Raw genomic sequence first — 14,653 nt, forward strand, 5'->3', positions numbered from 1 at the left:
GCAGGTTCAGCCGGCCAGACCCTCGACCTGCTCAGAGGAGTCCGCGACTGCCTCAGGTGCATTCTCCACGGGGCCGAGCAGGAGTTCGACGGCAGCGATGACGGCGTCGGCGTCTCCCGCGCGGGCCGCCTCCCGCGCGCGCAACGAAGGGGTGTGCAGCAGCACTCCGACGAGGTGGCGGAGATCTGCCTCAGAGGCTGCGCTCCATGTGCCGCGCCGCCGCATCCGCTCGATCTCGGAATCCAGCACCCCGAAGACCCTCCCGCGCAGTGCCGCGATCGCGGGCGCAGCCTCACGTTCGGCCTCACGGGCACGGAATTCTGCTGCTGCGGCGTCGACGATGCCGTGTGCGTCGCTCGTCGCGTTCAGTTGCTCGAGCGGCGCATGCAGGCGCACCGTCTCCAGATCGAGCAGCTCCACCCCGGGCACGCTCGCCACCAGGGGGTCGACGTTGCGGGGGAGCCCGAGGTCGACAATGAGACGTCGGCCCGGCAGGAGCAGATCTGCGGTGACGACAGGCTCTGGCCTGCTCGTGCAGGTCACGACGATGTCGGATGCGTTCAGCGCCGTCGACAGCTGGGTCACGGCACGCAGACCGAGCCGTGCCGCGAACGCGCCCGCCCGACCCGAAGGCGAATAGACGGCGATGTCGGCGGCGCCGCGATCGCGCAGCGCAGCGACGGTCGTGGCAGCGTACTCGCCCGTGCCGATGAGCAGCACGCGGGTCGCCGACCAGTCGGCGATGCGGCTCGACGAGAGATCGAGGGCGAGCCGCACGAGCGAACGACCGGCGCGGCCGATCTCGGTGCGGGTCTTCACCCCGCGGGATGTCGACGATGCCTTCTGGAACAGCCGCTCCAGACTCGAGGTGGATGTTCCGTTGCTGCGTGCGGAGCCGAGCGCCCGACGCACCTGGCCTGCGATCTCGTCCTCGCCGATGACGACCGACTTGAGCCCGGCAGAGACCGAGAAGAGATGGTGGACCACCGCGTCGCCGCTGAGCGCCTCGGCCGAGGATGCGAGTTCGACCGTGTCGACGCCCGCATGGGCCGCGACGGTCTCGATGACCGCGCCCAGAGCATCCGCTTCACGCATCGTGTCATCGACATCGAGGTACGCCTCGAAGCGGTTGCAGGTGGCCAGAACGACTGCGCCATCGAGAAAGTCGGTGGACTCGACGAGCCGAGACGCGACCTCGGAGCCGCCAACCGACAACTTCTCGAGGAGCTCGAAGCTCGCGCCGTGATGGTTGGCGGAGAGACAGAGGAGCACCTGTCAATCGTAACCGGCGTAGATGACAGACTTGGTGCGTGACCCAACACGAGCCCTCCACCCCCGTCCACCCGGCATCCGAGTCGGCGCTCATCCGCGCCTACCGCGGTGAGCGCGCCACCACACCGCCTGTCTGGTTCATGAGGCAGGCAGGGCGCTCCCTGCCCGAATACCGGGAGCTCCGCGTCGGCACCGACATGCTCGGCGCATGCCTCACCCCGGCCCTGGCGAGCGAGATCACGCTGCAGCCAGTGCGGCGTCACGGGGTGGATGCTGCGATCTTCTTCAGCGACATCGTCATCCCGTTGAAGCTGGCCGGCGTGGGGGTGGAGATCGTCGCCGGGCGAGGCCCCGTTCTGGACTCGCCCGTGCGTACCGCGGCGGATGTCTTGGCGCTGCCCGAGCTCGACCCTGCGGCGCTCGCCCCTGTGATCGAGGCGGTGGGGCTGACGGTCGCAGAACTCGGCGCGGTGCCTCTCATCGGCTTCGCCGGGGCACCCTTCACACTTGCCTCCTACCTCGTCGAGGGCGGTCCGTCGCGTGAGCAGCTGCGCACCAGGGCGCTCATGCATTCCGAGCCCGAGGTGTGGGCGCGGCTTCTGGACTGGGCTGCTGACGCGAGCGGTGCCTTCCTTCGCGCGCAGGTGCTGGCGGGCGCGAGCGCCGTGCAGCTGTTCGACTCCTGGGTGGGTTCGCTCTCGCTCGCAGACTACGAGGCCAGAGTTCTTCCGCACTCCCGGCGGGCGCTCTCTCATGTTGCGGACCTCGGGGTGCCCATCGTGCACTTCGGCGTCGGCACGGGCGAGCTGCTGTCGGCGATGCGCTCGGCAGGGGCGGATGTCATGGGCGTCGACCACAGGATCCCGCTCGATGAGGCGAACCGACGCCTTGGTGGCACGACGCCGCTGCAGGGCAACATCGACCCCGCCCTCCTGGCGGCCCCGTGGGAGATCCTCGAGGCGCATGTGCGCGATGTTGTGTCGAGAGGTCGCAGCGCGCCTGCCCATGTGCTGAACCTCGGCCATGGTGTTCCGCCGGACACCGACCCCACTGTGCTCACCCGTGTGGTCGAGCTGGTGCACGGGATGTCGGAGGAGGCATGAGCGACGCCCAAGAGGTGCCAGAGAACGACGAAGCGGATGCCCCGGCGCAGCCGAGCGCTGAGGTCGATGTCGTCATCGTCGGTGGCGGCATTGCGGGGCTCGTGGCGGCGCGGGAGCTCGTCGTCGGCGGCCTCTCGGTGACGCTCGTCGAAGCATCCGATCGTCTCGGCGGCAAGGTCGCGAAACACAGCCTCGATGGCCTTGTGCTCGATGCGGGAGCTGAGAGTTTCTCCACCCGGCGCGGCACTGTCGCCGACTATGCGACGAAACTGGGTCTCGGCGACGACGTGGTCGCCCCGAACGCGAGCGGGGCGTGGCTGCAACCGGTGAACGGCCCCGCCCTCCCGCTGCCCAAGGCTGGATTGCTCGGCATCCCTTCGATCCCGTTGGCGGCGGATGTGATCGATGTGGTCGGGTTGGCGGGAGCACTCCGCGCCCAGCTCGATTCGCTGCTGCCGGGTGTCTATGGCTCCAAGGAGCAGACCCTCGGCGGTCTCGTGCGCAAGCGAATGGGCCGCGCTGTGCTGGAAAGGCTCGTCGCCCCCGTCGCTATGGGCGTGCACTCGCGGCACCCCGATGAGCTCGTGGCTGACGTCGTCGCCCCCGGCCTGCGAAGCCGACTGAAGCAGGAGGAGTCGCTCGCGAGCGCCGTCCGTGCGATGCGCGCTGCCGCGCCCGCGGGATCGCTGGTGGCGGGCATCCGCGGCGGGATCGCTCGCCTCGTCGATGTGCTGACCGGCGATCTGGAGCGCTTCGGGGTCGAGGTGCGCCTCGGCACCCGCGTGACAGAGCTCGACGCCTCAGGCGTCACCCTCGATGACGACTCCCGCATCTCGGCACGCCATGTGGTGCTCGCGGCGCCCGACGACGGCCTCACGGGTCGCGCGGGCAACCCATCCGCCACTCCTGCGCCGATCGTGTTGGCGACCCTCGTGCTGCGCTCTGAAGCGCTCGACGCGGAGCCTCGGGGCACGGGCGTGCTCGTCGCCCCGGGATCGACGACCGTGACCGCCAAGGCGCTCACCCATGCGACGCGCAAATGGTCGTGGCTCGCAGAGAAGGCCGGCGAGCACCGCCATGTGCTGCGGCTCTCCTATGACGGTTCCCGCCTCGGCGACGGCGATGACGCCGCGCTTCGCCGGACTGCGATCGCGGATGCCCAGGCGCTGCTGGGAGTGCCCATCGCCGCAGCCGATGTGCTCGATTTCGACCGTGTCGAGTGGCGTGCGCCGAGCCCCGACGAGCGCCCCGCGCCGGAGGGAGTGTCGGTCATCGGCGAGTCGGTGGCCGGAACCGGCCTCGCAGCCGTCATCGCCCATTCCCGGGCAGAATCGGCCCAGATCATTACACTGCTGTCAGCACCTCCGGCAGATTTCTGATCTGCTCGACGGCAGGGGGATGATGGGGTCATGACTCACGGTTCCCCCACCTCCGGCCCTGTTGCGCAACCTGTCACGACGCCCGTTGCAGGGGACACCGAATACACGCTGTGGGCGGTGCTGCGCAAGGACCCGGCCGCCCGCACCGAGCCGAGCGGAGCAGACGAGCTTGTGGCCGCTCTCGAGCGGGTCGAGGCATCCGGCGTCACGGTCCGCGGCTTCTACGACGTGTCGTCGATCAAGGCGGACTCCGACATCATGGTCTGGCTCCATGGCACCTCGCCTGAGGCGATCCAGGGGGCTCTGCGTGAGCTGCGCCGTACGGGCCTTCTCGCGCCGCTGCTGCCCACCTGGAACACCTTCGGGGTGCACCGCGACGCCGAGTTCAGCGCCAATCACATCCCCTCGTTCATGCGTGGCACCGAGCCCGCCGGCTGGCTGACGGTCTATCCCTTCGTCCGCTCCTACGAGTGGTACCTGCTCGACCCCGACGAGCGCCGGTCGATGCTCGGCGGGCACGGCCGCCTCGGTGCCCAGTTTCCGAAGGTGCTCTCCAACACGGTCGCGGGCTTCGCGCTCGGCGACTACGAGTGGGTCCTGGCGCTCGAGGCTGACGATCTGCTCGACCTGGTCGACCTGATGCGCCACCTGCGGGCCTCGGATGCCCGTCGCCACGTTCGCGAGGAGGTCCCGTTCTACACCGGTCGACGCATCGGCATCGAGGAGATCGTGGACGTGCTCCGATGACTCTTGTTCCCTCGGCAAGTGCGGCAGCGGCATCCGGTGCCGAGCACATCGTCGAGGCCGTCGCCTACGACGCCATCCTGTTGGCATCCTTCGGCGGGCCTGAGGGGCAGGACGATGTCATCCCCTTCCTCCGCAATGTGACGCGGGGCCGCGGCATCCCCGATGAACGCCTCGAAGAGGTCGCACACCACTACCGTGCCTTCGGCGGAGTGAGCCCCATCAACGACCAGAACCGCGAGCTGAAGGTCGCCCTCGAGGCGGAGATCGCCCGCCGGGGCATCGAGCTGCCCGTCTACTGGGGCAACCGCAACTGGGCGCCCTATCTGGATGAGGCGCTGCAGGACGCGCATGCTGCGGGCCACGACACTCTCATCGCGATCGGCACGAGCGCCTACAGCTCCTATTCGAGCTGTCGCCAGTACCGCGAGGACTTCGCGGAGGCGCTGCAACGCACGGGCCTCGATGGCACGGTCACGATCGACAAGGTTCGTCAGTTCTTCGACCACCCCGGCTTCGTGGAGCCCTTCGTGGAGGGCGTCACGGGGGCGCTGCGCGAATTCGAGGCGGGCGGTCTCTCGGCGGAGCAGATCCACGTGCTGTTCTCCACGCATTCGATCCCGTCGACGGATGCCGCGCGCAGCGGTCCGGCGAGCCGCGGATTCGGGGAGGGCGGCGCCTACGCTGCGCAGCATCTCGCCGTGGCGGAGGCGGTCATGGCGGGGGAGCCGTCACCGTGGAGCCTCGTCTACCAGTCGAGGAGCGGCCCCCCGACCCAGCCCTGGCTGGAACCCGACATCAATGACGCCATCGCCGGCCTTGCGGGTGATGGTGTGCGCGCCGTCGTGATCGTGCCGCTCGGCTTCGTCAGTGACCACATGGAGGTGCTCTGGGATCTCGACACGGAGGCGCTGCAGACCGCCCGCGAGAACGGTCTCCTCGCGACGCGGGTGCCGACGCCCGGCGTTCATGCCGCCTTCGTCTCCGGCCTGCTCGACCTCGTGCTTGAACGTCGCGACGGCGTGCCCGTCGCCGAGCGCCCCGCCGTGACGAGCCTCGGGCCCTGGTACGACGTCTGTCGGCCCGGCTGCTGCGAGAATGTGCGCCGCGGCTTCTCACCGGCCGTCGCGGGGGTGGCACCGTGAGCGCGCCGATCCGCATCGGAACCCGCGGCAGCGCCCTCGCGCTGGCGCAGACGGGGCAGATCGCCGACCGGGTTCGTCGCGCATCCGGCGGCGAGGTCGAGATCGTCACGGTCACGACGGAGGGCGACACCTCCCGTGCCTCGCTCTCCAGTCTCGGCGGAACGGGCGTCTTTGCCAGCGCCCTGCGCGAGGCACTTCTGGCCGGCGAATGCGATCTCGTCGTGCATTCGCTCAAGGATCTGCCGACCGCCCCCGCGGAGGGTCTGCGCATCGGTGCGGTGCCCAAGAGAGCGGATGCGCGTGACGCGCTGATCGCGCGGGACGGGCTCACGCTCGCCACGCTTCCGGAGGGCGCCCGGGTCGGCACGGGCTCGCCCCGGCGGGTCGCGCAGCTGCGGTCGGTTCGCCCCGATCTGGTGCTGAGCGACATCCGCGGCAACATCGACACGCGGCTCGGCTTCGTGCACGGCGGCAGCCTCGATGCGGTCGTTCTGGCCGCGGCCGGGCTCGGCCGGCTGGGCCGCCTCGACGCCGCAACGGAGCTGTTCGAGCTTTCTGCGCATCCGTCTGCTCCCGGCCAGGGAGCCCTCGCGATCGAGGTCCGTGAGCGCGTTCCGGCGGCACTCGCCGGGGTACTGCAGGGCCTCGAGCACGCCTCGACGCGTCTCGCCGCCACCGCTGAGCGTGCGGTCCTCGCCCGTCTGGAGGCAGGATGCGCCGCCCCTGTCGGCGCGACGGCCCTGATCGACAGCGACCTGCTGCTGCTCACCGCCACCGTCTATTCCATCGACGGTTCACGCTCGCTCTCCGCCTCACACGGGCTCGTGCTCGAGGGCCCTCCTGCGGCCAGGATCGAACTCGCGACCGAGCTCGGCCACCGCGCCGCCGACGAACTGCTCGAGGCCGGCGCGGCCGAGCTCGCCCCGCTGCGGTGAGCCGCGAAGGCTGACCGCCGGCAGATGACCAACCACGCGCTATTGCACGGCCGACACGTTCTCGTTCCCCGCGGCGGCGAGCTCGGCGAACGGCTCGCCAGTCTGCTGCGGGAGGCGGGGGCAACTGTCACGACGGCCCCGCTCATCCGCTTCACCGCTGCCGAGAACCCCTCGGCCGTCGCCGCCGCCCTCGAACGGCTCGCGGAGGGGCGCTACGACTGGCTCACGGTGACGAGCGCCACGACCGTCACCGTGCTCTCGGAGGGCGACGCCGTGATCCCCGCGACGACACGTGTCGCCGCAGTGGGGGAGGCGACGGCGTCCGCGCTCCGCGGGGCCGGCCACCGGGTCGACTTTGTTCCTGAGCACGACGGCTCTGCGGCGGGAATGCTCCGTGAATGGCCCGGCGGCGGAGCATCCGCGCTTCTGCTGCAGTCCGCCATCGCCGCCCCCACACTCGCGGAGGGGCTCGCCGCGCTCGGCCTCGCCGTCGACGTGGTCGCCGCCTACCGCACGCTGCCCGTAGACGCCCCCCGCGACGTCGTCGATGCGGCGCACGCAGGGCTCTTCGACGCCATCCTGCTCACCTCGGCAAGCGTGGCCCGCCAAGTGGCCCGGCAGCTGCATCCGTTGCCGGTATCCACCCTTCTCGTCTGCATCGGCGCCCCCACCGCGCAGGCGGCGAGCGAGGCGGGGCTCTCCGTCGCCGCGATCGCCACCAGGAGCAGCGCGGAGGCTCTTGTCGACGCGGTGGCGGATGCGCTCACCCACAACCTCCCAGAACACGACTCATAGAGTGGAATCCATGACAACCGGCCCCCTCATCCGCCCCCGCCGCCTTCGCACGAGTGCCGCCATGCGCCGCCTCGTCGCGGAGACCGCCATCCGGCCCGAGAAGCTCGTGCTGCCCATGTTCGTGAGGGAGGGCGCCACCGGCCCGCAGGAGATCCCGTCGATGCCGGGGGTCGTGCACCACAGTCTCGACAGTCTCAAGGCCGCCGTCGCCGAGGCCGCGACGCTCGGGCTCGGCGGCGTCATGCTCTTCGGCATCCCCGAGAAGAAGGACGCCATCGGCTCTGGCGCGACGGATGAGCAGGGAATCCTCAACGTGGCCACCCGCGTCGCCGTCGCAGAAGCCGGTGACGCGCTCGTCGTGCAGACCGACCTCTGCCTCGACGAGTTCACCGACCACGGCCACTGCGGCGTGCTCGACGCGGAAGGTCGCGTCGACAACGATGCAAGCCTGCTGCGCTACCGCGAGATGGCGATCGCGCAGGCGGTCAGCGGCTCCCAGCTGCTCGGCCTCAGCGGCATGATGGACGGCCAAGTCACGGCCGTACGCGAAGAGCTCGACTCGCACGGCCTCATCGACACAGCCATCCTCGGCTACGGCGCCAAATACGCATCCGCCTTCTATGGGCCCTTCCGCGACGCTGTGCAGTCCAGCCTGGAGGGTGACCGCGCCACATATCAGCAGCATCCGGCGAATCGGCGCGAGGGGCTGCGCGAGGTCATGCTCGATATCGAGCAGGGCGCAGACATCGTCATGGTGAAACCCGCGATGAGCTATCTCGATGTGCTCGCCGATGTCGCCGACGTCAGCGACATCCCCGTCTGGGCCTACCAGGTCTCGGGAGAGTACTCCATGATCGAAGCCGCCGCAGCGCAGGGCTGGATCGACCGCGAGCGCGCCATCGAGGAGTCTGTTCTCTCCATCTTCCGGGCCGGCGCCGACGCGGTGCTCACCTATTGGGCCGCAGAAATCGCTGGAGGCAAGCGATGACCAGCAATTCAGAGTCATTTGACGCCGCGCGCGCGCTCATCCCGGGCGGTGTCAACTCGCCCGTGCGCGCCTTCGGCTCGGTCGGCGGCACCCCGCGCTTCATCACCTCGGCCCGAGGGGCATATGTGACGGATGTCGAGGGTCGCGAATATGTGGACCTTGTCGCGTCGTGGGGGCCCGCCCTGCTGGGCCACGCGCATCCGGCAACCGTCGAGGCCGTGCAGCGCGCCGCCGAGAAGGGGCTGTCGTTCGGGGCGTCGACACCCGGCGAGACCCGTCTGGCCGAGTTGGTCGCGGCACGCCTCGCACCGGCCGTGGAGCGGCTCCGGCTGGTCTCGACCGGCACGGAGGCGACAATGACGGCGATCCGGCTCGCGCGCGGAGCCACCGGCCGTGATCTCCTGGTGAAGTTTGCCGGCCACTATCACGGGCACTCTGACGGGCTGCTCGCCGAGGGCGGATCGGGTATCGCGACGCTGGCGCTGCCCGGGTCGGCGGGCGTACCGGAGGCGGTCGCCGCGCATACCCTCGTCATTCCGTACAACGATCTCGACGCCGTGCGCACGGTCTTCGCCGAGCACGGCCCGCGCATCGCCGCCGTGATCGCCGAGGCGGCAGCTGCGAACATGGGCGTGGTGCCCCCGGACCCCGGGTTCAACGCGGCCCTCGTGCGTATCGCCCACGACCATGGCGCGCTCGTGATCCTCGATGAGGTGCTCACCGGGTTCAGGGTGGGGCCCGCGGGGTGGTGGGGTATCGACCAAGAAGAGCCGTACACCCCGGACATCTTCACCTTCGGCAAGGTCATCGGTGGCGGCATGCCTCTGGCCGCGCTGGGCGGTTCCGCCGCGATCATGGATCATCTGGCCCCACTCGGCCCCGTCTATCAGGCGGGAACGTTGAGCGGCAACCCGTTGGCGGTCGCCGCGGGCATCGCCACGCTCGAGGCGGCCGACGCTGGCGTCTACGAGCACCTCGACCGCACGGCCGACACGATCGCGGCGGCGACCTCCGACGCGCTGTCTGCCGCGGGCGTCGCCCATGTCGTGCAGCGGGCCGGAAGCCTGTTCTCCTTCGCGTTCGCCGAGTCGGCACCTCGCGACTACGCGCAGGTGAAGGCGCAGGAGGCGTTCCGCTATCCGCCGTTCTTCCACGCCATGCTCGATGCGGGGGTCTCCCTCCCGCCGAGCGTCTTCGAGGCGTGGTTCGTCACGGCCGCCCACGACGACGCGGCAGTGTCGCGAATCGTTGAGGCGCTGCCTGCGGCGGCCCGGGCTGCGGCCTCCGCGAGCGCCCCCGAGGGCTCGCGCTAACGACCCGTCTTCTTGCGGCCGCGTGCCTTCGACTTGGGTGGATGCTTCGCGGCCGGCTTCGCCTTGGCTTTGCCGCCTCCCTTCGGTGCGCCTCCGCCCTGTTTCTGCGCGGGTTTCTTCTGCACCGGCTTCGTGTCGCTCGCCGTCGGCACTTCCTCCCGCGCGGGGCCGCGTGAGCTGCCGGGTCGCCGCCCGCGCACGATTCCCACAAACTCCTCGATGTCGGGGGTGGTGTTCTCGGCGAGCCAGACGACCGCGATCTCGGTTTCGGCGGCATCCGACACCGGAACGGCGACGACATCCTTGCGCGCGTGCAGCCGCGCCACCGAGTGGGGAACCCGCAGCACCCCGACGCCGGCGGCGACGACCTCGACAGCATCGGCGGGGTCCTCGGTGCGCACCACCTCGCTCTCAAGCTCAGCCTCGGTCACCGATTCGAAGAGCGACACCGGATGCTCTTTCGCCACGACCACGACGGCAACCTCGCCGTAGAGGCGGATGACACTGAGCCCCTCCCGCTCGATCGGCAGCCGCACGAAACTGAGATCGGCGCGCCCGTCGTGCAGCACCTCGATCTGCTCGGCCTCGGAAATGGGGGTGACAATGAGGGGGCTGTTGCGGCGTCGTTCCTGCCAGGCTCTGGTCCATTTCGCCACGGTGACCCCGGGGACCATGGCGATACGGAGTGGTTCGGATTCGACGGGCATCCCCAAAGGCTACGCTGGATGCATGACCGAGCAGACCATGAAACCAGCCACGGCGGCCCAGAAGCTCGGCGTGTACCTGCCGGCGACCCCCGAGGCATTCCAGAACAACCCCATCACCCGCTCCGAGCTGAACGATCTGCTCGAGTCGCCGCCGGAGTGGCTGGCCGAGCTGCGACGCAGCGGGCCGCATCCGCGCTCTGTCGTCGCAGGCAAGCTGGGCGTCTCCAACGCCGGCCTCGCCCGCGGCGGTGTGACGGATGCCCTGACGACGGCAGACATCACGGCCCTCCTCCAGACACCGCCCGAGTGGCTCGTCACGGAGCGTGCGACGCAGGCGAAGGTGCGCGAGGAGAAGGCGCGCATCAAGGCCGCCCCCAAGAAGTAACCGCAGAAGTAACCGCAGAAGTAACCGCGCAACGAAAAGGAGCCCGACCCGTGGGTCCGGCTCCTTTCAGTTCGCTGGGCTATTCCGCCTTGCGCTTGCTTGCTGCCTTGTCCTTCTTGTCGAGGCGCTTTTCCTTCAGCGACTTCGACGCAGCGGTTTTGGTGGTCGACTTCTTGGGCGATTTGTCTGCCATGCTCGGGTTCCTCCTTCGGAGCCGGATGCTCTACCCCTGAGGTTACGCGTTTCCGGGCGCGGTTCAAGTCGGCTGAAGCGCTGTCGGCTGCCCTGACTAGCGGAGCCCGAGCTTCTTAACCCAGTAGGAGAGGAACTCGGCGCCGGCTTCATCGTGGATCTTGCCTTCGATCTCGATCACGGGGTAGGGCCGCTCGAGAACGCCGTCTGAGGGTCGTACGTCGACATGCGCCGCGTCGTAGCCGGCCTCGTGCAGGTGGTCGGCCATGAGGTAGTCACCGCGCGAGTCGCCCACGGAACGCCAGAGTTGGGGGAGAGGCCCCGACTCGGCGAAGAATGCGAGGGCGCGTTCTGCCGCGTGGTCCTTGTCGAGAGCGACGGATTCGATGTCGGTGGAGATGATGGTCGTGTCGAGGCGGAAGGGGGTCTCGCCACGGGCATCCGGATGCTCTCGCTCGCCATGCCGCACGCCGAGGCCGTGCGAGGCGAGCAGCTCGAAGGCGGCATCGTCGAAGCGCACCTGGGCCCGTTTGTATGCCTCGGAGCCGACATCCGTGCGCTGCTCGACGGAGATCATGACGTGCTTCGTCTCATCGAAGAACATGGTGTCGCCGAAGTCCCGCTCGACCAGCACACGCACAGCATCGACAGTTTCGCGCGGAAGCGAGACCTTCTCATCGACGCTCACGTGGCCGACACCTTCGGCTGTGATCGGAAACCAGACGCCGCCCTTCTCGCACACGCCGTAGACGCGGGATGCCGCGGGCAGCTGCGCCGCGACGAGAGGCTCCACGACCTGCTCCCTGATGAACTGCTCCGAACGCCCCGTGATGAAGGCGATCGGGATGCCCGCACCCGCGAGAAGAACAAGGTCGGTGACGATGCGGGGGATGGCGATGGTGCGCGTCTCGGGGCTGGCAATGGGGCCGTCGACGTCGAGCATGAGGCCGAGGGCGGGAATCGGTGCGGACATCCGTCCATTCTTCCACCAGGCGTGGCAGGCCGTATCGTTGACGACGATGATCACCAGACGCGAGGCCGCCCAGCGGCTCGATATTCCGCTCGAGATGGCGCAACGGCATGAGCTGCCGTCACGGATGTCGGAGGCCGAGTTCTCGGAGCTCGAGCAGCATCCGCCCGCCTGGCTCGTGCAGTCGCGGGCCAATCGTCGCTCCGGCGCACGGCCCGTCTGGGTTCAGCTGAAGTGCGATGTGTGCGGTTTCACGGAGTCGGCCAGACCCAAGAAGTGGTGGCCGGCGTTCACCTATCTGAGCTGCAGCGATCATTCGCCGCTCGACCTTCCGGGGCCCGCCGACGGGCTCTACCGCGAGGAGTTCGACGGCATCGGCAGCCGTTTCGTCGGAATCGTCGACGCCCGGGCGTGATCGGAGCCTAGGGGCGCTTCACATCGAAGGTGAGGTGTGCGAATCCGCCCAGATGCTCGACTGTGCGCAGCTGCAGCGCATCGGACTCGATACGGCGCGGGAGCAGTGGTGCCCCGCCCGGCAGGGTGACGGGCGCGATCGACACCTGGATCTCATCGAGCAGGCCGAGGTCGTGAAACTGCCCGACGAGTTCGCCGCCACCGACCAGCCAGATGTCTCGTTCGCCTGCAGCCTCGACGATCGCGGGCACCGCATCCGCCACCGACCCGGATGCGAAGCGCACGTCGACGCCCTCCGGCACCGGCAGCTTGCGACTCGTGAACACGAATGCCGGCCGCTCACCGTGGAACTCGCTCCAGCGCTGCGGCTCCTCGAGCATGCGTTCCTCGCGCAGCATCCACTCGTAGGTGGTCGAGCCCTCGACCATGACACCGACGCGATCCAGCAGCTTCTCGGTCAGCTCGGAGCCCGGATGCTCGACGGCGAAGAGCCAGGACAGCGAGTTGTGCTCGTCGGCAAGGAACCCGTTGAGCGTGGATGCGGTGTAGTAGATGAAACGCGGCATGGCCGCACACTACGCCGTGCCTCCGACATCGCAGGGGTTGACGCAATGCGGGCCCCGGCGTTTGCCGGGACCCGCACACGCCGGGCTGTCATGCCCCCAACCGCTGCTCGCTAACGACGCGAGTGGTGACCCCGGTTGTCGGAGTCGCCGTGGCCGTGGCCGTGGCCATGCCCGTGACCCTTGCCCGCCTTGACGTCGGCGTAGTGCTGCGTGGCGTAGGCGATGCCGTCGGCCATCTCGTCGAGCACGTCGACGTTGATATTGGCTGAGGTGTCGCACGCCTGGTGGTAGCACGGGTCGAACGGCTCACCCGCGGTACCGCCGAAGACGGCCGCCTGCTCGTCGCTCTTGACTCCCTCGGCACCCGTGAACAGGCCACCCGCCGGGATGCCCGCCTCGATGAAGGCGTTGTAGTCGGAGCGACCATCGAATGCGGTCTCCTCAGTCGCCAGGCCCTGCTTCGCGAAGAACTTGGTGAAGAGCTGCTCGACCTCGGCCGAGCCTTCGGGGCCTTCGGATCCGAATGCCGAACCGTCGCCGTCATAGACGAAACGTACGAAGTTCGGCGACGCGACCATGTCGAAGTTCAGGTTCACGGCGTGCTGCGCGATGTCGGCATCCGTCAGCTGGGAGACGTAGTACGCCGATCCGACGAGCCCATCTTCCTCACCGCTCCAGAAGGCGAAGCGCACGGTGTTCTGCGGCTTCAGCTTCGACTTTGCGAGCTGGATCGCCGTCTCCAGGATGGCTCCGCTTCCGCTGCCGTTGTCGTTGATGCCGGGGCCCTCTGCGACCGAGTCGAGGTGGCCTCCGACCACGACGATCTCCGGCGCAGAATGCTTGCCCTTGGTCTTGGCGGGGGCATCCGCCAGCACGTTGAATGTCTCGATCGCCTGCGTGGTGCCGTCGACCTGGATTCGCAGGGTGGTCTCGGTGGCCGCGAAGCCCTCGCCGATGGCGAAGGTGGTGCCGATAGCGGGGATGGCGGCCTGCGGGGTTGCGAGCGTGCCGAGCACGAGCCCGAGCCGGTCGTCACCCTCTACGACGTTGCCCTGATTGAACACGATGGCTGCGGCGGCGCCTGCTGCTGCCGCATTGTCGATCTTGGTTCTGAAGTCGCAGGTGCCGCGCTGGAGGAGCGCAATCTCTCCTGCGGTGAATCCGGCGAAGTCTTCGGCCTCGCATCCGCTGGTCGAGGCGCGGTCGCCCGCGAGGTTGATGTCGACAGGGGTGACGACGGCGCTCACATCGCCTGAACCGGAATAGTCCATGACGTCGTAGTCAGTCTGGTCGACATAGCTCGTCGCGGTCGGCGTGAGCTGTTCGAACGCAGAGCTGTTCTCCACGAACTGGTCGTAGCTGAACGGCTGTCGCACGGGGTCGTAGCCTGCGTCGCGCAGTTGCTGTTCGATGTACTCCGCTGCCGCGATGTGGCCTGCGCTGCCTGCGGCCCTGGTGCCGTCGTTTGCGTCGGCGATTGCCTGCAGCGCATCAAGGTGGGCGACGATGGCATCCGCCTTGACGGCATCGGCGAGCGACGAGTTGCCCTTGCCTGGACCGTGGCCGCCGCCATGCCCTCCGCTGTGCCCTCCGCCCGCGTAGGCCGGCAGGCCGAAGCCGGCGGTGATGCCGAGCCCCGCGACGAGCCCGATGCCGGTGGCCATGGCCACCCTGCGTAGCGTTCGCTTGTCCCTCATGGGAATCTCCTTTGATCGAACGAATCCGGCGCCGGATGTCCGCCGCCG

15 protein-coding genes are annotated in these 14,653 nt (G+C 68.9%); 10 read left to right on the forward strand and 5 right to left on the reverse strand.

Annotation, left to right across the window (positions count from 1 at the left end):
• Positions 1-6 precede the first annotated feature (6 nt).
• Positions 7-1,272, reverse strand: a complete 1,266-nt coding sequence (locus FB562_RS05670) for a glutamyl-tRNA reductase (RefSeq protein ID WP_141880258.1) — start codon at positions 1,270-1,272, stop codon at positions 7-9.
• 38 nt (positions 1,273-1,310) lie between these two features.
• On the opposite strand from FB562_RS05670, the gene hemE reads away from it, so the two are divergent.
• From hemE to hemL, 8 genes are read left to right on the forward strand one after another with little or no spacing between them, the layout of a single operon-like run.
• Positions 1,311-2,375: a uroporphyrinogen decarboxylase gene (gene hemE, locus FB562_RS05675; RefSeq protein ID WP_141880259.1), complete on the forward strand. Its 1,065-nt coding sequence runs from the start codon at positions 1,311-1,313 to the stop codon at positions 2,373-2,375.
• A complete protein-coding gene (locus FB562_RS05680; protein WP_141880260.1) occupies positions 2,372-3,754 on the forward strand; it encodes a protoporphyrinogen/coproporphyrinogen oxidase in 1,383 nt (460 codons plus the stop codon). Before hemE ends, FB562_RS05680 begins: the two co-directional genes overlap by 4 nt.
• A 30-nt stretch (positions 3,755-3,784) precedes the next feature.
• Complete coding sequence (gene hemQ, locus FB562_RS05685) at positions 3,785-4,501, forward strand: hydrogen peroxide-dependent heme synthase (RefSeq protein ID WP_141880261.1); 717 nt, start codon at positions 3,785-3,787, stop codon at positions 4,499-4,501.
• Entirely contained in the window at positions 4,498-5,643 is a 1,146-nt protein-coding gene (locus tag FB562_RS05690; RefSeq protein ID WP_141880262.1) for a ferrochelatase, read from the forward strand. The genes hemQ and FB562_RS05690 overlap by 4 nt, the downstream gene beginning before the upstream one ends.
• Positions 5,640-6,578 carry a hydroxymethylbilane synthase gene (gene hemC / locus FB562_RS05695; protein ID WP_141880263.1) on the forward strand — a complete coding sequence of 313 codons (939 nt, stop codon included), beginning with the start codon at positions 5,640-5,642 and terminating at the stop codon, positions 6,576-6,578. Before FB562_RS05690 ends, hemC begins: the two co-directional genes overlap by 4 nt.
• Positions 6,579-6,602: 24 nt before the next feature.
• Positions 6,603-7,373, forward strand: a complete 771-nt coding sequence (locus tag FB562_RS05700; protein ID WP_141880264.1) for a uroporphyrinogen-III synthase — start codon at positions 6,603-6,605, stop codon at positions 7,371-7,373.
• 10 nt (positions 7,374-7,383) lie between these two features.
• A complete protein-coding gene (gene hemB, locus FB562_RS05705) occupies positions 7,384-8,361 on the forward strand; it encodes a porphobilinogen synthase (RefSeq protein ID WP_141880265.1) in 978 nt (325 codons plus the stop codon).
• Entirely contained in the window at positions 8,358-9,674 is a 1,317-nt protein-coding gene (hemL, locus tag FB562_RS05710; RefSeq protein ID WP_141880266.1) for a glutamate-1-semialdehyde 2,1-aminomutase, read from the forward strand. The genes hemB and hemL overlap by 4 nt, the downstream gene beginning before the upstream one ends.
• Here the strand turns inward: hemL and FB562_RS05715 are convergent.
• Positions 9,671-10,381, reverse strand: coding sequence for a LysR substrate-binding domain-containing protein (locus tag FB562_RS05715; RefSeq protein WP_141880267.1), 711 nt, complete (start codon positions 10,379-10,381; stop codon positions 9,671-9,673). The two genes, hemL and FB562_RS05715, sit on opposite strands and share 4 nt — an antisense overlap.
• 37 nt (positions 10,382-10,418) lie before the next feature.
• Here FB562_RS05715 and FB562_RS05720 point away from each other — a divergent pair, with 37 nt between their 5' ends.
• Entirely contained in the window at positions 10,419-10,766 is a 348-nt protein-coding gene (locus FB562_RS05720; protein WP_185740524.1) for a DUF5997 family protein, read from the forward strand.
• A 289-nt stretch (positions 10,767-11,055) separates the two neighbouring features.
• On the opposite strand, the gene FB562_RS05725 is transcribed toward FB562_RS05720, so the two are convergent.
• On the reverse strand, positions 11,056-11,931 hold the full coding sequence (locus FB562_RS05725) for a hypothetical protein (protein ID WP_246081349.1): 876 nt from the start codon (positions 11,929-11,931) through the stop codon (positions 11,056-11,058).
• Between the two features lie 46 nt (positions 11,932-11,977).
• Here FB562_RS05725 and FB562_RS05730 point away from each other — a divergent pair, with 46 nt between their 5' ends.
• Positions 11,978-12,343 carry a hypothetical protein gene (locus FB562_RS05730; protein WP_141880269.1) on the forward strand — a complete coding sequence of 122 codons (366 nt, stop codon included), beginning with the start codon at positions 11,978-11,980 and terminating at the stop codon, positions 12,341-12,343.
• 7 nt (positions 12,344-12,350) lie between these two features.
• Here FB562_RS05730 and FB562_RS05735 read toward each other — a convergent pair whose 3' ends face one another.
• Together FB562_RS05735 and FB562_RS05740 are read right to left on the reverse strand one after the other, a co-directional pair.
• Complete coding sequence (locus FB562_RS05735; RefSeq protein WP_141880270.1) at positions 12,351-12,908, reverse strand: dihydrofolate reductase family protein; 558 nt, start codon at positions 12,906-12,908, stop codon at positions 12,351-12,353.
• 110 nt (positions 12,909-13,018) lie between these two features.
• Positions 13,019-14,605 carry a M20/M25/M40 family metallo-hydrolase gene (locus FB562_RS05740; protein WP_246081350.1) on the reverse strand — a complete coding sequence of 529 codons (1,587 nt, stop codon included), beginning with the start codon at positions 14,603-14,605 and terminating at the stop codon, positions 13,019-13,021.
• Between the last annotated feature and the right edge of the window lie 48 nt (positions 14,606-14,653).

The organism is Homoserinimonas aerilata (assembly GCF_006716125.1).
GTDB lineage: Bacteria > Actinomycetota > Actinomycetes > Actinomycetales > Microbacteriaceae > Homoserinimonas > Homoserinimonas aerilata.